The organism is Fibrella aquatilis, assembly GCF_017353255.1.
GTDB classification, from domain to species: Bacteria; Bacteroidota; Bacteroidia; order Cytophagales; family Spirosomataceae; genus Fibrella; species Fibrella aquatilis.
Genome location: NZ_JAFMYU010000004.1, coordinates 351717 through 371375 on the forward strand (window position 1 = coordinate 351717; position 19659 = coordinate 371375).

The 19659-nt window shown below is 53.8% G+C and carries 13 protein-coding genes and 1 pseudogene; 6 read left to right on the forward strand and 8 right to left on the reverse strand.

Going from position 1 to position 19659, the window contains the following annotated elements; genetic code table 11:
• Positions 1–4: 4 nt before the first annotated feature.
• The 5 genes from J2I48_RS07645 to J2I48_RS07665 all read right to left on the reverse strand — a co-directional run bounded on the left by J2I48_RS07645 (position 5) and on the right by J2I48_RS07665 (position 7914).
• The gene (locus J2I48_RS07645) at positions 5–550 is read right to left on the reverse strand and encodes a hypothetical protein (RefSeq protein ID WP_207334805.1); all 546 of its coding nucleotides are present in this window, start codon (positions 548–550) and stop codon (positions 5–7) included.
• A gap of 22 nt (positions 551–572) precedes the next feature.
• Positions 573–2372, reverse strand: coding sequence for a T9SS type A sorting domain-containing protein (locus J2I48_RS07650; RefSeq protein WP_207334806.1), 1800 nt, complete (start codon positions 2370–2372; stop codon positions 573–575).
• Between the two features lie 23 nt (positions 2373–2395).
• Positions 2396–3691 (reverse strand): hypothetical protein, encoded by a 1296-nt coding sequence (locus tag J2I48_RS07655; RefSeq protein ID WP_207334807.1) that lies wholly within the window; start codon positions 3689–3691, stop codon positions 2396–2398.
• Between the two features lie 116 nt (positions 3692–3807).
• Positions 3808–4518 carry a hypothetical protein gene (locus tag J2I48_RS07660; protein ID WP_207334808.1) on the reverse strand — a complete coding sequence of 237 codons (711 nt, stop codon included), beginning with the start codon at positions 4516–4518 and terminating at the stop codon, positions 3808–3810.
• Between the two features lie 180 nt (positions 4519–4698).
• On the reverse strand, positions 4699–7914 hold the full coding sequence (locus J2I48_RS07665; protein ID WP_310587257.1) for an ATP-binding protein: 3216 nt from the start codon (positions 7912–7914) through the stop codon (positions 4699–4701).
• A gap of 390 nt (positions 7915–8304) precedes the next feature.
• On the opposite strand from J2I48_RS07665, the pseudogene J2I48_RS28645 reads away from it, so the two are divergent.
• A pseudogene (locus J2I48_RS28645) lies at positions 8305–8506 on the forward strand (ABC transporter permease); the annotation flags it as partial.
• A gap of 5 nt (positions 8507–8511) precedes the next feature.
• On the opposite strand, the gene J2I48_RS07670 reads toward J2I48_RS28645, so the two are convergent.
• Both J2I48_RS07670 and J2I48_RS07675 read right to left on the reverse strand, forming a co-directional pair.
• Entirely contained in the window at positions 8512–11202 is a 2691-nt protein-coding gene (locus tag J2I48_RS07670) for an ABC transporter permease (protein WP_207334810.1), read from the reverse strand.
• 16 nt (positions 11203–11218) lie between these two features.
• Positions 11219–11557: a PadR family transcriptional regulator gene (locus J2I48_RS07675; protein WP_207334811.1), complete on the reverse strand. Its 339-nt coding sequence runs from the start codon at positions 11555–11557 to the stop codon at positions 11219–11221.
• Between the two features lie 278 nt (positions 11558–11835).
• Here J2I48_RS07675 and J2I48_RS07680 point away from each other — a divergent pair, with 278 nt between their 5' ends.
• Complete coding sequence (locus tag J2I48_RS07680) at positions 11836–14679, forward strand: leucine-rich repeat domain-containing protein (protein ID WP_207334812.1); 2844 nt, start codon at positions 11836–11838, stop codon at positions 14677–14679.
• Positions 14680–14805: 126 nt separating this feature from the next.
• Here the strand turns inward: J2I48_RS07680 and J2I48_RS07685 are convergent, their stop codons facing one another.
• Positions 14806–15003, reverse strand: coding sequence for a DUF8507 family protein (locus J2I48_RS07685; protein ID WP_207334813.1), 198 nt, complete (start codon positions 15001–15003; stop codon positions 14806–14808).
• 218 nt (positions 15004–15221) lie between these two features.
• On the opposite strand from J2I48_RS07685, the gene J2I48_RS07690 reads away from it, so the two are divergent.
• The 4 genes from J2I48_RS07690 (at position 15222) to J2I48_RS07705 (ending at position 19606) form a co-directional block, all read left to right on the forward strand.
• Positions 15222–15632 carry a hypothetical protein gene (locus J2I48_RS07690; RefSeq protein ID WP_207334814.1) on the forward strand — a complete coding sequence of 137 codons (411 nt, stop codon included), beginning with the start codon at positions 15222–15224 and terminating at the stop codon, positions 15630–15632.
• Positions 15633–15646: 14 nt separating this feature from the next.
• Positions 15647–16075 carry a hypothetical protein gene (locus J2I48_RS07695; RefSeq protein WP_207334815.1) on the forward strand — a complete coding sequence of 143 codons (429 nt, stop codon included), beginning with the start codon at positions 15647–15649 and terminating at the stop codon, positions 16073–16075.
• A gap of 15 nt (positions 16076–16090) precedes the next feature.
• Positions 16091–17005 (forward strand): winged helix-turn-helix domain-containing protein, encoded by a 915-nt coding sequence (locus J2I48_RS07700; RefSeq protein ID WP_207334816.1) that lies wholly within the window; start codon positions 16091–16093, stop codon positions 17003–17005.
• A gap of 183 nt (positions 17006–17188) precedes the next feature.
• Entirely contained in the window at positions 17189–19606 is a 2418-nt protein-coding gene (locus J2I48_RS07705) for an ABC transporter permease (RefSeq protein ID WP_207334817.1), read from the forward strand.
• Positions 19607–19659 lie beyond the last annotated feature (53 nt).

The following is a 19659-nucleotide window of genomic DNA, read 5'->3' on the forward strand; positions in this document are numbered from 1 at the left end:
TGGGTTAAAGTGCTTCCGTAGCGAGCGTTTCCGCCAGCTTTAGAATGATGGGCAGCAGCACAAACGTTTTCATTTCAACGTCACCGCCCGTGCGCATTTCTTTCGTGCTTTGGTGCGATAGCTCGTCGGCACGTTTGACTTTTCCAGTACCCACCTCCACGAGCCGGGTTTTGAGTATGGCAGAGCCTTGCGTATTGTATTCTTCGACGGTCCCCGTCAGCACGTAACTGACCCGGAGTTGCTTGCCAACTCGCACCGCAGCGGCCGTCGACCCCCCGTTTATCGCTACCAGATCGGCTTGCGATGTCCTTCGCGTGTTTTGGATATCCACGACCTTAAACTTCTTGGTCTCCATAAGCCGGAACGCGATGCTGGCCTGAAGTTGCCGCTTACTCTCCGGGGTCATTCCCGACGCGTTGGGGCCGGGCGTGAATTCGATTACCGCCACCTGGGTCTTGGGTGGTATCGTGGACGGGTTCGACATAGCCTGCCCGAACGCTTCGTTTGCCAGGCCGATACCCAGCAAAACGGTTGCAAGTAGTGTTTTCATGATTTTCTGTTAGTGTACTGGTTTATTGCTTCAGGATTTTGGTCGTGAACGTCTGCCGTCCGTCGTTCACGCTGATAATGTACAGCCCGGTCGGTACCGGCGTTCCGTTCTGGTTGGTGCCGTTCCAGTACACCCCGTTCTGGCCAGACGCGGCACTGCTGACGTTGAACGTAGCGACGGATACACCCGCCGTGTTGAGGATGTTTACCGACACGGGGCCTCCCTCTGCAAACGGGTACTTAATTTCGGTCTGCTCCCGGAACGGATTCGGGTAAGCCCGCACCTTCGCAACCATTTCCGGGTTTTCGAGCCGCGACTGGTTGCCCATGCTTTCGGCAATCGCTACGTTTCGGGCAATGGATGATTCAGCGGCTTTCCGAAATTGAGACAGGGGTACCCCCATCGTGACCTTGCCGACTGGTGCCCGCAGGGTCATGGGCCGGTTGAAGTTGGCTGGCCCATAGTACTCGCCCCGGGCAAAGTACACCTGCGCCCCGGCGGGGGCATCGGTGGCTGCTTGGTTCTGGGTACGAAACGGTTTGTGAATCTCCCCGGTACCGGGGTCATACAGCCCTTCGGGGTCTACGTAAACGGAGTTGGATGCATAGAAATCGCTTACCTCATTCCGAAATGCTTCATCCCGAAAGCCTAAGCCGTGGCCCGGAAAGCCAAACCCAGAAATGACGCCGGCTTGCTCGTTGTGTATCCCAATCGCCACGTTCGACCCTGCGTAGGTGACAGGGGCACCATCGTCGCTACCTATGAAAAGTGGCGTGTTATAAAGCAGAAACCGGTCGCGGTCGCCGTTTCCGCCCGCTTCAAGGTACTCGTTCTGCTTCAACAGCGACGTTTCCAGTAGCTGCAAGGTTCGATAGATGGTTCGACCCTCCAGATTGTCCCCGTTAACGTTTCCGTAATGAAAAATATCTACCGGTATATTCCCGCTCCCCTTCGCGTCGATGGTGAAATTGCCAGGATTCTCAGCAATGCGAAAGTATTCCTGCTGGCGTTCGCCGGGCCGCAGGCCAGTGCCGTTGGGCAGCGGTTCAAAAATCACCCAACCGTACCAAAAAAAATGACCTGAAGCTTTGGGCTCGTCTTTAAAGTATACCAAGCTCGAACGAGGCAGATTTCGGTTTTTCAGTGGATACTGATCCTGGGGTGCCGGGTGCATGACTGTGCCGCCGAGTGAGGGCGGCACATTGAACTCGATGACGTCATAAGGATCGGGGTAAAAATAATAGTCATACATCCTGTAAGCCGTCACAATGGCTCCATTTGGTGCGATCCAGCCCGTGCCGTACGAATCCGTACCGTTGGTAAACCGACCTACTGCTTTGGCATACGGGTACGTTTCGGTGAGGCTCTCCGGGATGGAAACCGCCTGCCGCGCCCCCGGCTGTGTGGGCGCTGCCTGACGGCCATTTCTGGCCAGACGGTCCGATTCATCGCTTACCTTCATGCCACTGACCGTAACCGTGTTGCGGTCGCCGGGGGCCTCGAACAGCGATACATTTACGGATTGGCCATTGAAGTAGGCCGAGCTGTACCGCCAGTTTTCAAGGTCCTGCTTTCTGAGTTCCTGCCGGGTGCCATCGGTGCCTTCGAGCACTAGATAACTGCCTTCGCCGAGTTGCGTACCCGCAAAATACAGCCGCAGAAAGGTTGTGTTGGGCTGCGTTACCTGCGTCAGGAAACGGAGTTGGTCGCGGCCTGACGTATCTACCTGATACCGGAACGAATGCGGTACTATTTTCTGAGCCAGCACCGGCACACCGACCGGGCAGAGCAGAATGAAGAGCAAGAGTTTGATTGGATTCATGGTTGCTGTGTGGTTAACGTACCTTATTGAAGACTCACCAACACCAGCACCAACCCTTTGCCTGCTTCCAGCGTCGTCATGGCCTTGCCGAGGATGGCCCCCTGTGCCCGCCCGCCGTCCGACGCCTTCATGGCATGGCCTGCTGTGGGCGAGGTGGTGAGCAGGTCGCCGGGACAAATGGCCCCGTACTGCGCATCGACCCGGCAATAGACCCGCCCTGTCAGGGCCACGGGGTGCTGCCCGCTGGCGAGCGTACCGACCTGCCCCATCAGCATACCGGGCTGCACGTCGCCCGCCCCGCTCACGATACCGGCTACCGTTTTGTCGTAGGCGGCATTCGCTACCCGCAGTTGCCCCGGCTTGTTGGGGTCGATGCTGACCACCGTACCCGGCAGCAGGGTTCCGGCGGGGTCGATGTCGAAGTGCTCAGCGAGGTCGGCACCACCCGTGATTTCGAGGATTTTCGTGCTGATGGTGCCGTTGACCTGCAAGGTTTTGGAGGGCGTTGTGAGGCCGATGCCTACGTTCCCGGCGGGGGTAATCACCATCGTAGCATCGTTGGAACTGGCCGTTTTGGAGAAGACCAATTTACCGGCCCCGGCACCCCAGTTGCTGTTACCCACGCCAATCCGCCAGGCAGCACCGCCACCACCCGGATTGATCAGCTTCAGTTGCATATCACTTTCCGACGCTACGCTGAGCCGGGCTTCATTGTCAGTCGTGCCGACTTTCACGCGCCCTCCGCCATTGGCGAGATGGATGTCCTTGTCTGACTCATTGTTCAGATACAACGGGTCGGTACTTTCCATCTGATTGCCGTCCACGAAAAGCGTATGCACGTTGTCGCCGGCCTTCGAATACAGCCGTAAGGCCCCACCGGTGAACGAGCTACCGCTTCTGTTCACGTTTTGACCATAGACGTGCAATTCGGTAGGGTCATTGATCGCACTACCGAAACGGGCCACCGAGGGTGACATCGACAATATAGAGTTGCCGTTATGCCGGATACGGAACGTCGATTCATTGATGATTGACCACGTCGTAGCCGTGCCGTTGAACAGGCTTCTCCGCAGTTCAATACCGGCTATCTGATCGTCTATCTGATTCCCGCCCATTGAGCCGACCCGCAGGTACGTGTCCACCGTGTTCTGTACGTCTAAGCTACGTTGGGGCGTTGATGTGCCGACGCCTACTTTCACCGTAGGGAGTACATACTGGTTGCCGTTGGCCGACAACCATTGGGCCATCAGTGGATTGGAGCTGAACAGAAGGCCCACGAAGGAGGCTTTTACAAAAAGGTGTGTGAACGAGGTACGCATGATTTGTAAGTGTATTGGTTTGGATTTGAACATTCAGGACATAGCTCCCCCAACCCAGAGCAGATGTCTGCTCCGGCAAAACGGTTAGTGCGTTGCGGGGAAGCGGTTTGGCCGACTTAGTTATTGGGTACGGCCAGGTACACCTCGATGATACGCGGTGTCATCGAGACGATGCGGATACCGCCGTAGCGGTTTGCAGCCATCGGTTTCATCACTTTAAAGAGGAAGATATCGCCCTGCTGATACACCGGGGGTTCCTGGTTGTTATCCACCCAGTTGATTTCAAACAGGCTTGGCCGATCTTTCACCCACCCCTCGATAGTCTTGGCTGAGTGGTTGGTTTTGTTGAACCAGACGGTTTCCATTTCATCGCCCGCCCCAAAATTGTAGGTCAGTTCGTCCCACATCGTTCGGGCCATTTCTAGCTGCGCGTTGTGGTACAGATTGACATGGGTCTTGTAGGTGGTGGAAGCCGGTTGGCCGTTCAGGTAATCGAAACTGTTGAGCGCACCGTTCGACAGCGTGAACACCGTCGGAATCTTGTTGGGGTCTGTACCAACCGGGTAGTTCGGCCATTCGATCCGCCAGGTGTGGCATTTGGTGTGGGCAAACAGCTCACGCTCTGGAATGAACGTCTGCTTGGTAATCGTCGGGTAGGGCAGACCGCCGGGGATGGGTACGTACCCGCCGGGACCCTCCAGGGGTACGTTGAGCCTAAATCCGTCGGCCTGTGCCGATGGGGCTTGCCGCTCAATGAAGCTGTTTTCGCATCCGCAAAGCGCCATCATGAGCGATGCGAACACGGTTACTACGGTTACTCGTTGCATCTGTGTGTGGGTTAAAAAAGAGGAAAAACGTTGCCGAGTGCTTGCAGGTGATTCGGCGATTACCTTACGATGACAAAGGTATCGGCGATGCTTCGGCGGGGACTAACACGCATTTCCCAGAAACTAGCACGGATGTAACATGAGTGTTATTTTAAATTTAAACTACTGATTTGCAGTAATTTATATTGAGTCATTGACAACTTTTTCGCCTTTCTGTTTGGCAAATTCGGAGGGCTGCATTCCAAACTGTTCTTTGAAGCACTTCGAGAAATACGACAGGTGATTGAAACCCGACAGGTAAGCAGCCTCGGCGATCTGGATGCCGGGCTGCTGCAACAGATCGGCGGCCCGCTGAAGCCGGATGTGGCGGATAAAGTCGGAGGCCGATTGGTCGGTGAGGGCCTTCAGCTTGCGGTGCAACTGCATCCGGCTCATGCCCATTTCGCGCTGGAGAGCTTCTACGCTGAAGGCGTCGTCGGCCATGTACTGTTCGATGACGCCGATAACCTTCTCCAGAAACTCGGCCTCCCGGTCGCGGATGGGCGCGCCGGTTGGTTGCAAGACGACCTCGCGGCTGTACTTTTTCCGTAACAAATCGCGCTGCGTGAGTACGCTACTGATGCGCGCTACCAGTTCATCCAACGCAAACGGTTTGGCCAAATACTGCTCAGCCCCGCCCTCAAAACCCTCTGTGCGGGAATCGACGTCGTCTTTGGCCGTGAGCAAAATAACTGGAATATGGCTGGTGAGGTCGTCTTCCTTCAGGTGGCGGGTCATCGAAAAACCGTCCATCACCGGCATCATCACGTCGGATACGATGACGTCGGGGACAAGCTTCCGGGCGGTTTGCAACCCATCGAGGCCCTGCATCGCCTGAATAACACGGTACTGGTCGGCCAACTGTTTCTGGAGATAATTGCTCAACTCAGGGTGATCCTCCACCAACAGCAGGGTGGGTTTGTCGTCGCGACTCGTTTCGGCCAGATCTTCCGGCGAATTGGCCGGGGTGAAAAACTCCGCTAACACAGGGCTGCCTGGAAAGGTACCGGTGACAGGATCTACCCGAGGAACGTTTGGGTATCGAAGCGCATTTATCAATAGCGGCAGCCGCACCACGAACGTACTCCCCGCTCCTTCCCGGCTATCTACCTGAATCGAGCCTTTGTGCAGTTCTACCAGTTCTTTGGTGAGTGTCAGGCCCAGGCCCGTTCCATCAAAAGCTCTGGTCTGCGAATCGTCGGCCTGGTAAAAACGGTCAAAAATTCGGGCATGCAACGGCTCAGGAATGCCCACCCCCGTGTCGGCTACCTCGATCCTGAGGCCATACATGGGTTCAACAACCACCCGAAAGCTAACGCTGCCCCCCGTCGGCGTGAATTTGATAGCATTCGCCAGGAGGTTGTAGATGATTTTTTCCAGTTTATCCCGGTCAAACGGCACATCCAGTTTCACGGCTGGCAGGTCGACAACGTAGCGCACTTCCTTGTTGTCGGCCAGTGACCAGAACGAATGAGCCAGTTGGCTGATGAACTCGATCACATCATCTGTTCGCATTCGTAATGTAAGCTGACCCATTTCGGCCTTTGCCAGATCTAGCAGCTGGTTCACCAACCGAAGCAGCCGGTTAGCGTTCCGTTCCATCATGCGGGTTTCCTCTGGGCTAATGGCTTTCCGTTTCTGTAGTGGTGCCAGAATGAGTTGCAGGGGCGTTCGGAACTCGTGTGAGATGTTAGCAAAAAACTGCGACTTCACCCGGTCGAGTTTCTTGATGTAATCTGCTTCAATTTGCAGGATTTTGGCTTCTTTGGCGGCCTCATCGGCCAGCACCTGGGCAATTTTGCTACTACAGATGGCCGCAATGGTTTGCAGGGCCTCCCGGTGGTGTTCCTGAAAAAAGCCTTTCTGGGGGTGTTCCGAGTCGATCACGCCAATGACCTTATTTTGGAGCAGCAGCGGTACGGCCAGTTCGGCGTAACGTACCTCGTCATCCACAATGTAGCGCGGGTCCTGCGTGGTGTCGGCAATGGTTTCGGGCTTACCCGTTACGGCCACCGTCCCGACGATGCCCGTACCGAGCGGAATCTCGATTGGGTTGAAGATGGCGTAGGCTTCCGGGTTTTTGTTGCCGTAGGCGGCTTTCTGAATGAGGGCCGTTTGTTCGTCGTTGAGCAGGTAAATCACGCAATCCACGAAGCCCAGCCGGGCAATGCAGTTTTTGGCCACGTCCCACAGGATTTCGTCTACCGTGTTTTTGCCGTAGAGCGACGTGGCGAAGTAGTTGATCGTTCCGTCGATATCCTGCCGGAGTTGCAGACTGCGCGAAAGATGGTACTGCTCGTTTTCCAGCGAAAGCTGCTGATTCCGTTGCTGAAGCTTGTACCGGTTAAACAGCAGGTAGCCAATCAACCCGGCCAGTAAAGCCAGAGCAACCAGCGCAACAATCAGCGTGTGTTGCTGACTGAGCGACGCCTGTTGGGTCGCCAGGCGAAGTTTCTGAACACCCAGTTCGCGGTCTTTCTGTTCGCCCTGATACCGCGCCTGCATGTCGGCAATCTGCTTCGACAACTCCGCCGACTGCAAACTATCGGTTAGGTATTGGTACTGCTCTTGGGCTGCGACGGCTTCTTTAGGCTTCCCCAACACACCATAAATCAAGGGCAAATTAGCCAGAACCTGCTGCTGAATATTTTTGGATTCGATTCGTTTGGCGATAGCTAGTGCCCGTTGTGAATACTGTAAGGCTTGCCGAAAATCGCCCATGTCTCTGAAAAGCAGGGCTAAATCCAGGTAAGAGCCGCTGATATTCAGTTGATTGTCGTTTTTTAGGTCGATAGCCAGCGATTTGTTGTAGAAGGCAAGTGCTTTGCCGAACTCCCGGCGAATGCGGTAGACTCTCGCCAGGTTATGAAACGTATTGCTCATCGCCTGCGTGTCGCGCTGAGCCGTTTGGATGGTCAGCGCCTTCAGGCCTAATTGTAAAGACTGGTCGTACTCTTTTTTGTCGAAGTACACATTCCCCAGGTTGCCATAGATAGACCCAAGCATGCCCGTGTCCTGCCGCGCCTCCGCGATCTTCTGGGCTTGCAGGTTCGCTTCGATACTCGCGTCATACAGCTTCATGTATCGGTTGACGATGCCCACGGCGAGGTATGACCGGCAAATCTCCTCCTGCTCGCCCAACTTATGAAAAATTGAAAGCCCAGCTTTGGCTGCATCAAGGGCACTGACGTAGTCGTCCCGTTCAGCATAGATGCGGGTCAGCCGCTGGTAGGCTTTGCCTTCCGACAAGGTCAGCTGGTTTTTCTGCGCCAGCGACAGGGCAGAGCGGGCGGCTGTCAACGCCTGTTCGGGTTGGGAAGAGGTGAGTTTTTTAGCCCGGTCGAGTTGCCGATCCACAGCCTTTTGTACGGCTGACTGAGCCAACAACGGTGCATCTACTGTACAAAAGTGAAAACAAAGCAGGAGCAAAAAGCGTACAGCCATACTTGCCAGCTTAGACCATCGTGTGCATAGGGTTCAGCTAACAGAAATGTCGCAAGTTTTTCAATGAGTACAAATTCGACTTCGTAATCGGCAGCGAGTTAGCCTATCTAGTGGGTGTTCACTAAAGGCCCGTCTAACCTCAATACACAGTAACAATTTGACTACTAAACTAATACGTACCCCAAAACCTCAACTAGATACGTGCCGGTTTATGCCTCAGAGTTACCTCCTCATCGCCAGCGGAATGTGTAGGTCAACAGCAAGCAGTTACATGCTGCCCAATGTAGCGATTGGTCAACGTATTTACTGGCCCTACTGATCGCTTCGCCGTTGGCATGGTGAGCTATACCGCTGGCTCCAGTACTTCGCCTACCGTGTCGATAGCGAGTGGTGTGGCTTTGCCCTGACGGGGGCGTTGGCGGTGGGTATTGCCTTGGTCACGGTGAGCTATCAGAGCATCCGCGCCGCCCTGATGAACCCGGTGAAGGCGTTGCGGAGTAAGTAGCCCCCCTACTCGCTCCGCAAGCTCCTGATCGGATTGGTCAGGGCTGTTCGGATGCTCTGGAAGCTCACCGTGGCGAAGGCAATCAGCAGGGCCAACAGAGCGGCAATCACAAACGTCCAGACGCTGATGTCGATCCGATAGGGGTAGTTTTGGAGCCACTGCCGCATGGCGTACCAGGCCGCCGGGAAAGCCACCACAAACGAAAGCACGACCAGCTTCAGGAAATCGGACGAGAGGAGTTGAATGATGCTCGTCACCGACGCGCCGAGCACTTTACGGATGCCGATTTCTTTGGTGCGCCGTTCGGCCGAGAGCGTAGCCAGCCCGAAAAGGCCAATGCAGGAGATAAAGATGGTCAGGATGGCCCCGAACAACATGATCTGCTTCCATTTGGCTTCTGCCTCATAACGTTTCAGGTTGTCTTCGTCGACAAACGAAAAAGCGTACGGGTTGATCGGAAACAGCCGTTTAAACGTACGCTCGATGTGTTGCAGGCTGGCCGAGGCGGTGTTGGGCCTGATCTTGATGAAGGCTTTGCCATACTGATTGCCCGGCTTGGTAGTAAACAGTTGTGGCCCAATTTCCTGACTCAGCCCGTTGAAATGATGGTCTTTCACCACGCCCACTACCGTGTATTTTTCGCCCTTGTTATACCAGAAATCAACGGGCTGCCCAATGGGATTTTTCCAGCCCGCCTGCTTCACAAACCGTTCGTTTACCAGCACCGATTGGGTGGAATCGGCGGGGAAATCAGGCGAGAAGTTGCGCCCCTGCCGAACGGGAATCTTCAGCAGCGGCAGGTACGTGGGGTCGATGGTTTCGTAGGTGAAATTAATCTCCGTACCGCCGTTGACCTTGGCCACGGTGCCCCACTGCCCGCCATTTTTAGGAGCCACGCCCACAATGTTCGGGTTTTTCAGCAGTTCATCGCGCAGCAGTTTGGCTTCACGCCGGGTCAACCCCGATTTCTCGATGCTCACCACGTCTTTGTCATCGTACCCCAAATTCTTGGTAGTCAGATAGTTAAACTGCGAATAGATCGTCAGGGTGGCAATGACCAGAAACGACGCCAGTGCAAACTGCACCACCACCAGCGACTGTTGCAGGTAGTTCTTGCCCGACAGGCTGACCCGGTTGTAGAGCGTCTGAACGGGATTGTAGCGCGACAGCACCAGGGCCGGATAAAACCCCGCCAAAAGTCCCGTCAGCAGAAACAACGCCACATAGCCCAGCACCAGCCGGGCGTCGAACAGGTAGGCCAACGCCAGCGATTTGTTGGCCAGCAAATTGAACGTAGGCAGCACCAGTTGCACCAGTACCAGCGCCAGCACAAAGGCCCCGAAACACAGCAGAAACGATTCGCCCAGAAACTGTACCGTTAGTTGCAACTGCCCGCTGCCCACCACCTTCCGCACGCCAATTTCCTTAGCCCGCTTCAGTGACCGCGCCACGGTCAGGTTCACAAAATTGATGCAGGCAATGAGCAGAATAAACAGGGCAATGCCCGTCAGGATGTACGAAAACAACGGGTTGCTTCCGCCAACAAGGCCATTGTCGGCGCGCAGGTCCTGACTCAGGTGCATAGCCGTGAACGGCTGAAGAGCGTACTCTACCTTACTTTTGAAGCTAAACTTTTCGGCCATCATCTTAATCGCCGACGCGGCATCGGCCCGGTAGATCTGATTCATCTTCGCCTCAACAGCCTGAAGGTTAGCACCCGGCGTAAGTAGCACAAAGGTGTTTTCGAAAATATTGAACCAGTTTTCGGGGTTAGTCATCTCCTGGGCTGTTACCACCATGGGCATGAGTACATCAAACCGAATAGATGAATTCAGGGGTGTTTGCTGGGCCACGCCCATCACGGTATACGGCTCAAACGCCTCACCATTACCGAAGGCCAGTTTAAACGAAATGGTCTTGCCCAGCGCGTCGATAGTGCCAAACTGTTTCATGGCCATTTCTTCCGAGATCACCACCGAATGGGGCTGTTGCAGGGCCGTTCGGGGATTACCGCTCAGCAGCGGAAACGTGAAGACCGAAAAAAAACTGGTGTCGGCCACAAACACGGTCTGACTGACGATGTCGGTGCCCAGTTTCATGTCGTGCCGGTCTTCTTTATACCGCACAAACGACTGTATCTCAGGCACACTAGCTGCAAACTTGGGGCCCTGCAACAGGCCGGTGTTGCCCTGCCTGTTTTCTACCTTACCCGCCGACGATAGTTCGCGGCTGGTGATGCGGTATAGGCGGGGGACATTGGCATGAAACCGGTCGTAGCTCACTTCGTCTTTGGTATAGAGAATAATGAGCATAGCCGCCGCCAGCCCGATGCTCAGGCCAACGATATTAATGACCGAATAGGCTTTGTTGTGGGCCAGCGTCCGGAGCGCGATGGTGATGTAGTTGCGTAGCATGTCGGGGTTGAGTGAGGAGGGTGATGGGTATTGGCCAGGGCGGAGAACGGTTTTTTTTCGTCTGACAAAAAAGGGCGTGAGGTGGTATAGTACGGCCACGACAAACTCGCGTCGGGCTTTGGCGGGTCCGACCTGGGTCAGCCGCTTCTGAAATACCTCGTGCAGATCGCCCTGCACATCTTCGAGGAGGTGGGGCGCGCAACACCACGTCAGTAGCCGGTCGGCCCATTGGGGGGCGGCGGTCCGACGGTTCGGGTGGGGTGGGTTTGTTCCGTTGGTCATAGCGTGGAGAAACGGGTTAGCCAACAATGAGTTGAAACTTGTCTTGTGGAATGGCGTGCCAGAGCCGGTCACGTACCGCCTGAATGTCCTGCAAAGCCCTCACACCCAGTGCCGTTAGCGTAAAAAAGCGTTTGCGCCGTCCGCCCCGCTCGGCCGTGGCCCCGCCCAGCACCGACGACAGGTAGCCTTTTTCTTCCAGCCGGTAGAGGGTGGTGTGTACGGCGCTCATGGTGATGGCGCGGCCCGTTTGCTGCTGCACATCTTCCCAGACATTAACGCCGTAGGCCTCGGTAGGGCAGGCCGCCACCACCAGCAGTATGATTTCTTCAAACTCTCCCAGAAAGGCTCTACGCATGGTTTCGGCAGGCAAGGATGATTAGTTACAATTTTGCTAAACAAACCAAGTGCCAACGTCAAAAAAAGCCTATTGAGTACGTTCAGGGCCTTTTCACCACCGATGTGTGTACGATTTCGGACAATGCCTGTCCGGGAACAGGAGACAGCGATAAGCGCCGTAGGGTTGCCGTCAAATTTTCTAATCTTTAATCTCTAGGCATTTGATTCTGCAACTAGACGACTAATAGAAACGTCTTTTCCCGTAGCTTAGAGAGATACAATGCCCCCTACCCGCACATGTCTACACCCCGCGAAGCCATCGCCATTATTGAAAAAGCCTACGCCGAAAATGCGACCTTTGTTGATCTAGGAAATTGTGGTTTAACCGAGTTGCCAGAGGAACTGTTCATGTTGACCAAGTTGGAAAAATTGAACCTGGCAAGCTTCTACTACCAACAGGAGAAAGGGTGGGAAAAAACAGCAAACAATGGAGTACCAAACCAATTAGAAACATCTGATTTAGAGAGGATACGTACATTTAAGCATATCCTTCGAGAGCTATATCTAAGTAACACAGGTATCACCAATGTAAGCGCACTAGCTGAACTGACTCAGTTACAAAAGCTATACCTAAATGATACAGGCATTACTGATTTAAGCGAACTTGTCGGATTGATCCGGTTACGGATCTTGGACATAAGTAGTACAGGCATCACTGATATTGGCCCATTAGCCAATCTGACTCAGCTTGAAAAGTTATATCTAAGTAATACAGCCATTACTGATATCAGCCCATTAGCCAAGCTGGCCCGGCTATGGGTCCTGTACTTAATAAAAACCAGTATTACAGATCTAACTCCATTAATCGGCCTAACTCAGCTACGTGTCATTAACCTAAGTGGTATGCACATTGAGGATGGCGCAGTGATTGGCCAGGTGCTTCGTAACAACCCACACTTGGTACGCTTATGGCTTGATAGGGGAGTTCCTGGTATCCCAGAAGGATTAGAGAGAGATACTGAAGGACTAATTGATTATTTCCAGAAGCAGCATGACGCGTTGAGCCGCACAGAGCCGAACCGGTCATTGAAACTAATTCTAATGGGTAACACCCGGGCGGGGAAGAGTCAATTACTTAATCGGCTACTGGAGCAAGCCTACGAATCTAATTCAGCCAGCACCGACGGTCTCAATGTCGCAGTTTGGTCACCGCGCATTAATGGCGTTGCCTACCGGATTACATGCTTTGACTTCGGTGGGCAAGATTTCTACCACGCTACTCATAACCTTTATCTCGATAATCGCGCGCTCTATCTCGTGCTATGGCATCCGCAGGTAGTGGAGCAAAGCCAGCACCTACCCCTAGGCTATTGGCTGGGCAACATCGACTATTTCACAGACGGCCAAATCGACCATAATATGTCTATTTGGAGCATTCAAAGTCGAGCTGATGAAGCTCCTCGTGAATGGACAAATAGCAATCATGTGATTCTTTACAATACTGACGCCGATGGGCAATTCTACCTTAGCATTCAGGAAGCTAGAAATGCAAAAAGCCGCTGGAAGGTCGAATGGGACTATTTTCGGCAACGCTTAGACCGTAAGATAGAGGCGCTTGCTGAGAAGGCCACTCCGTCTAACTATGAGATTATTGCTGTGCGTGACGAGGTGCTACCCCGATTGCGAAAGCAAAAACGAATAGTATTGCTACGGGCCGATTTTGATGCCCAATGTCTCGAAAACGACACGCTGAAGCAAGCTGGCGAGAGTAATTACGACTCGACCTTGACGGTGTTAAAGGCTGCCGGTGAACTGCTTTGGTATCCTAACATAGCAGATGTGGCCAACTACATAATTGTCAATCCCAGCCGATGGGCCAAATTTATTTTTAGTATGCTGGGGCGCGATAGCATGGCGCAGGGTGATGGCGAATTCACCCTGCACGATCTGGATCAGGCTATTGATGCCAGCGAGGTACATACTGATGAAAAGGAATGGCTACCGACGTTGTTCATAACACTCTTGCAAGAATACCAACTCATTTTTGAGAAACCTGACGTACTTGGGCGTTATGTGGTACCACAGTATCTACCCAATCAACCGTTAGAGCACTACCTGAAAAGCCTGCTTCCGATCACACTTGTAGTGCAATATGAACATTACATCCCCTTCTGGCGCATTACGCATTTTATTACTCAAAAAGCTACCGCAACAGCGACCCAAAAACCGCACTACTGGCGTTACGGCATCATTTACTATGAGCAAGACTGCACGGTAATGGTACGCTTACAGCGGCCATTACTGGGTGGAGAGATATCAGAAATGCAAGCAAAACTGTACATACACGTTGATGGCCCCGTAGAAGTGCGTATTCAAATGTTGACCGAAATTCTCGACTTCTTTGGCCGGGTGCATCAGTTTATCTCACCCAACTCGCCAAAGCTCTTATTGCCTGAGAAGACGAAGTCAGATATATTGGACTCTGGCTTATCATATTGGTTTGAGCAACACGAAAAGCCCGCTTTCATCAAGCAGATACGATTTTCGGTTAATGATAAGCAATTTTTCTCTGTAGAAGACTTGCTTAAAACTCTGAGAAACGGGCAGAAACTAATGAAGTGTTCAGCGGGCGAGGTATTACCTATTCCTGCGCTATTCTATCCACTCCTAAACAGCCAAAACACCATGCCCAAACGCATTTTCTTCTCTTACGCCCACGCCGATGCCCAATACCGTCGGGAGTTAGATGTTCACTTTGCCGCCCTTAAACGCGGTCAGTATGTAGAAACTTGGCATGATATGGAGATTACGCCAGGCGAAGACTGGGATAAGCGTATCAAAGACGAAATTGACCGCGCCGATCTGGTGCTGGCGCTCATCAGCCCTGACTTCATGAACTCGTCGTACATCTGGGACCAGGAGCTACCCAGAATGGCTGAGAAATTCGTGCCTATTTTCCTCCGCCCTTGCGACTTCGACGAAACGCTCATTGCGCCCGTGCAAGGCTTACCTAAGCATTATGAAACTGGTGATAATAGCGTTGAAAAGGGAATACGTTGGATTGTCAGCAGCAAATGGGCATACCGTGATGAAGCCTATCTGGCCGTTATTGAGGGGCTAAAACGCCTGCTGAAAAAATAGAATGATGCGGAGCGTAAAAGCCTTCCTGAATAAGAATTGTAGAAAATTTATGGGGCGAGTACTTCCTTACACTATTGCCCAAATGCATCGTAAAAAAATACGTTGGTGTCTAGTATTAGCCGTAGCTTATTCATTCAGCCACTGGTCGAGAGTTGCCTCTGTGATCCCTTTTTCATCGACAGACTCTTGTACTTTGCTGATAAGTTTAGCCGAGAAATAGTTTGCTAATAATTGACGAATAGCCAGCAGGTCTTCTTCGCTGGGCTGAAAAGAGTAGACTTTCAGCAGATCGAGTTGTAGGACACTAAGCTTTGATGGTTGCATAATAGATCGGCCTGTTTATTAACTGCACAAATAACGAAATAAGTGGACAATTGTGCTTAGATAGTTCGAGCAGTCATTTTATAAGGCAAATATCCCCTTCACAATCAGCAACTTACGCACTTTTACATTTCCTTTACATTGTTTTACCTGTTATTTGCCTATGGTATGTAGCGCAGCGCATAGCTTTGCTTCGTTACCAAACCAGAACAGCTAACGCTATGAAAAAAAGCCTGTTATCGCCACTGCTTGCCGCCGGGGTATGCCTCACAACGTTGGCCATTGCCCAGCAGCCATTTACCAATTGTGCCGCTGCCTTTGTGGGCAACAAGATGGTGGTCGATTCTTATACGCCGAAGGCGCACTGCCAACTGTCGGGGAAAGCTACGGGGTTACTCACCGTACAGACGGTTGAACTCTCCTCTACCCAAGCCAAGGCTGTCGACAAGATCGATTTCAAGGTGGCTATCCGTGATAAAGCCACCGGTACGTTGCACCTGTTTTCAGGCGAGACGTATAAGCAACTGCCCGTGCAGGACGTGCTCACCGCCTGTAAGAAAGGTGACCACATTGTGCTGCTGACCGTAGACAACCACTATGCCCTACCCCATAACGAAATCGTAGTACAGTAATAAACCAAACCAGCATGAAGACGTACCTGCTTATTTCCGCTTTAGTGGTGCTCACCAAATTCGGTAGCGCCCACCTGCAACCCACGCTCTATTGCAGCCCCGTCACGCTGAACGGGCAACCCCTCGCCGAGGCCTCGGTCGAGTTTGGAACGCCGGGGGTGCTGGCCATCATTCAGGGCGATCCCGACCTGCCCAAATACAACAAGCCTATGGCCTTCCGGGTGATGGTCCGCCGCGCCAACGTGGTGGTGAAGCAATGGTCTGGCGAAGCAAAGCCCGTCTATTCGCTGCAACTAGGCGACCTGTGGCCGTCTGTTCAGTTTGGCGATGAACTGGTGCTGAGCGCCGTGCCCGTCAGTGAAGAGCAGGTAGTGCCCAACGCCGTTATCAAGATCAAGGCCATCAACTGGCTGGTGATGAAACCCAAAAAAGACGGCTGTTAACGGGCCGCACCACCCATGCAACGCCCTATTCGCCCCAACGCCACGTTTCGGCTGCTGCTCGTCGGCTTGCTGACGGGGGCGTTGGGGCTGCTTTTTGTGCAGCTCACCAGTACGACCCCGGTTACGACCGGGGGGCGTTCGTCGGAAAAAGTCAATTTGGCCCTGCGCCGCACGGCCCACCACCTGCTCCGGGCGGCAGGCGATTCAACGTCGACCATTGCAGCGGTGGAGCAATCCAACGCCCAGACCTACCGCCTCCGGCTCGACCATGCCTTCGATTATGACCGCCTGCCGGGGCTGTTACAGGCCTCGTTTCGGGTGCATCAGATTACAGACCCGTATGACGTGGCCGTGCTGAACTGCGCCACGGGTGCGCTGCAACTGGGCTATAGCGTTACTGATTTAACTGACAATCAGACAGTTCCCTGTAGGGGTCGGTTGGCACAGGCGGGTTGTTATGTGTTACGGGTCACGTTTGCCACGCCCCCCGCCGCCACCCCTCAACGCACCAACGCCTGGCCACTGCTGGCGCTGGTGGGGGCATTGGTGGGGTTGCTGGTGATTGGCTGGCGGCAACAGACGCGGCTACCACCTGCTGCGCCCCTTGCCGGCAAAACCACCGACAACCCCAACCGCCTCCAATTCGGGCAGTCGTACCTCGACGTGATGGGGCAGACGCTCATATCAGGCACACATCAGCATAGCCTGACCTACCGCGAAACCAAGCTACTCCGAATGCTGGTCGGCCACGCCAATGAGGTGCTGGACCGTGACCATATTCTGAAACAGGTATGGGAAGATGAGGGCATCACCGTAAGCCACCGTAGCGTCGACGTGTTTATCTCGCGCCTCCGCAAGCTACTCCAGGATGACCCCACCGTGAAGATTACAGCCGTGCATGGTGTGGGCTACCGGCTGGAAGTGAGCTGACGGGTTGCAACGCCGAACAAAAACTGTCCGTGAATGAACGTCTTACGTCCATTTACGGACAGTTTTTGTTTTACAGCTTTTTCACAACTAGTTGATTAACAACTGATTATCCTTTTGGTATGCTACTTGACCAAGCAACAGCAGCACTTACCACTTACCACTCATCGTTCACCACTTATTCCCATGCTACGCAACTACCTCAAAATCGCCTTTCGCAACCTGGTCAACAACAAGGCGTACTCAGCTATCAACATTGGCGGGCTGGCGATGGGCATGGCGGCTACGCTGCTCATTATTCAATACGTGGCCTTTGAACGGAGCTACGACCGGTTCCACCATCACGCTGACCGTATTTTTCGGGTTAAAGCCGAACGCTATGAAAAAGGCGTGCTCTCGACCGAATGGGCGGGTGGCCCCTTTGCGGTGGGCAATCACCTGAAGGCCGCTTTCCAGGAAGTAGACGATTACACCCGTGTCTACATTCGCAACAAGCTACTGCTGGAAGCCAACGACCGTAAGTATAAAGTAGAGCAGGGCGCATTCGTTACGCCGTCGTTTTTCAGCGTCTTCTCCTATTCGCTGCTGAGCGGCAACGCCAAAACGGCCCTCACCGACCCCAACACGGGCGTGATTTCGGTTTCGCTGGCGAAGCGGTTGTTTGGCACAAAGAACCCACTGGGACAGGTGATCACCATCGAGCGCGAATTTCCGATCAGGATAACGGGCGTGTATCAGGACTTCCCCAAAAACTCACACCTGGCCGCCGATTACCTCATGTCGTTCAGCACGTTTCAGCGGCTGTTTAATCCCAAAAATGAACCCAATAAAAACTTCGACAACACCTGGAACTGGGACGGGTGCCTGACTTACCTGCTGCTGCGACCCGATGCAGATCCCGACAAGCTCGCGGCCAAATTCCCGGCTTTCCTAATAGCCAGCAAACAACACGACCCAAAGACCAACGATGGTCTTGCCCTGCGGCTGCAGCCGCTGCCCGATATCCACCTCTATTCGCATTACATGATGGAGGCCACCCCCAACGGCGACGGCAACTCGGTGTATGTGCTGCTGTGTGTGGCCTTTTTCATCATCGCCATTGCCTGGATCAACTACGTCAACCTGGCCACAGCCCGCGCCATTGGCCGGGCCAAGGAAGTGGGCGTACGCAAGGCCGTAGGGTCGTACCGCAGTCAGTTGATCGGGCAGTTTATGATCGAGTCGGCGCTGCTCAACTTCCTGGCCGTGGTGCTGGCGTTTTTGGGCATTGTAGTAGCTCTTCCGCTGTTTAACCAGTTTACCGATCAGCAACTGACGCTGGCGTTTGTGTGGTCGGGGCGTTTCTGGCTGGGGCTAGGCACGATGTATGTTGTTGGCACGCTGCTATCCGGGGCCTATCCGGCGTTTGTGCTGTCTGATTTTAGCCCCATCGCGGTGCTCAAAAATGGCGTTTCGGCGTTCAGGGAGGGTGTTTTCCTCAGAAAATCGCTGGTGGTGGTGCAGTTTGCGGCCTCCGTTTTTCTGCTGGTGGGCACTATCACGGTGTTTCGGCAATTGCAGTTTATGCGCAGCCAGAACCTGGGCATCGACATTGCCCAGACCCTGGTGCTCGACAAGCCCATGAACGATTCTACGCGGGTATCCCAAACCAAGGCATTCAAGACGTATTTGCTGGGGCAGTCGGTTATTAAACGGGTGGCCGTGGCGGGTTCTGTTCCCGGCGAAAAGGTAGACTTCAACGCGGGCGGCATCCGGCTGGTGGGTGCCCCCGACGCCGACGGCAAGCAGTACCGCGTCATTGGGGCCGACTATGACTTTATCGACGCGTTTGGCATGACGGTGCTGGCCGGGCGCAACTTCAACGAAAAGCTGGGTGAGAAAGACGCCGTGGTCTTCAACCGCACCGGCATCCGGCAGTTGGGCTTCACCGACCCGCAGAAAGCGCTGGGCCAGAAAATCGACTTCTGGGGCGACAAGCTCACCATTGTCGGCGTGGTCGATGACTTCCATCAGCAGTCGCTCCGCGAAGCCTACGAGCCGCTTATTCTCCGACTCGACCCCGGCGTAAACGGGCAGGTGCTGATCAAACTGGCCGACGGCAATCCCGGTCCGGCTATTGCCGCCGTGCAAAAAGCGTGGTTGCAGTTTTTCCCCACCGACCCGTTCGTTTATTCATTTCTGGACGAACGCTACAACAAGCAGTACCGCGCCGACGAGCGCTTCGGGCAGGTGTTTGGCTTCTTTACATTAATCGCCATTCTGGTGGCCTGTCTGGGCTTGCTGGGCCTCGCCACGTTCACGGCGCAGCAGCGCACCAAAGAGATTGGCGTACGTAAAGTGTTGGGGGCCAGCGTAGGCAGCCTCGTGGCGTTGCTTTCGAAAGATTTTCTAAAACTGGTGGGCATTGCCATTGTTGTGGCCTCGCCCGTAGCCTGGTATGCCATGCACCGCTGGTTGCAGGACTTCGCCACCAGGATTACCCTCGACTGGTGGATTTTTGCCCTGGCAGGGTTGTTTGCCGTAGGCATTGCCCTGCTCACGGTGAGCTTCCAAAGCATCAAAGCCGCGTTGCTCAACCCTGTAAAATCGCTACGAAGTGAATAACCCCAATAAACTATGAAAACGCTGTTCATTGCCCTCGCCTTCGTGCTATCGAT

Excerpts from the sequence above, each read along its gene's own strand:
- J2I48_RS07645 (WP_207334805.1), bottom strand. The coding sequence starts at position 550 with ATGAAAACACTACTTGCAACCGTTTTGCTGGGTATCGGCCTGGCAAAC.
- J2I48_RS07650 (WP_207334806.1), bottom strand. The coding sequence starts at position 2,372 with ATGAATCCAATCAAACTCTTGCTCTTCATTCTGCTCTGCCCGGTCGGT.
- J2I48_RS07655 (WP_207334807.1), bottom strand. The coding sequence starts at position 3,691 with ATGCGTACCTCGTTCACACACCTTTTTGTAAAAGCCTCCTTCGTGGGC.
- J2I48_RS07660 (WP_207334808.1), bottom strand. The coding sequence starts at position 4,518 with ATGCAACGAGTAACCGTAGTAACCGTGTTCGCATCGCTCATGATGGCG.
- J2I48_RS07670 (WP_207334810.1), bottom strand. The coding sequence starts at position 11,202 with ATGACCAACGGAACAAACCCACCCCACCCGAACCGTCGGACCGCCGCC.
- J2I48_RS07675 (WP_207334811.1), bottom strand. The coding sequence starts at position 11,557 with ATGCGTAGAGCCTTTCTGGGAGAGTTTGAAGAAATCATACTGCTGGTG.
- J2I48_RS07680 (WP_207334812.1), top strand. The coding sequence starts at position 11,836 with ATGTCTACACCCCGCGAAGCCATCGCCATTATTGAAAAAGCCTACGCC.
- J2I48_RS07685 (WP_207334813.1), bottom strand. The coding sequence starts at position 15,003 with ATGCAACCATCAAAGCTTAGTGTCCTACAACTCGATCTGCTGAAAGTC.
- J2I48_RS07690 (WP_207334814.1), top strand. The coding sequence starts at position 15,222 with ATGAAAAAAAGCCTGTTATCGCCACTGCTTGCCGCCGGGGTATGCCTC.
- J2I48_RS07695 (WP_207334815.1), top strand. The coding sequence starts at position 15,647 with ATGAAGACGTACCTGCTTATTTCCGCTTTAGTGGTGCTCACCAAATTC.
- J2I48_RS07700 (WP_207334816.1), top strand. The coding sequence starts at position 16,091 with ATGCAACGCCCTATTCGCCCCAACGCCACGTTTCGGCTGCTGCTCGTC.
- J2I48_RS07705 (WP_207334817.1), top strand. The coding sequence starts at position 17,189 with ATGCTACGCAACTACCTCAAAATCGCCTTTCGCAACCTGGTCAACAAC.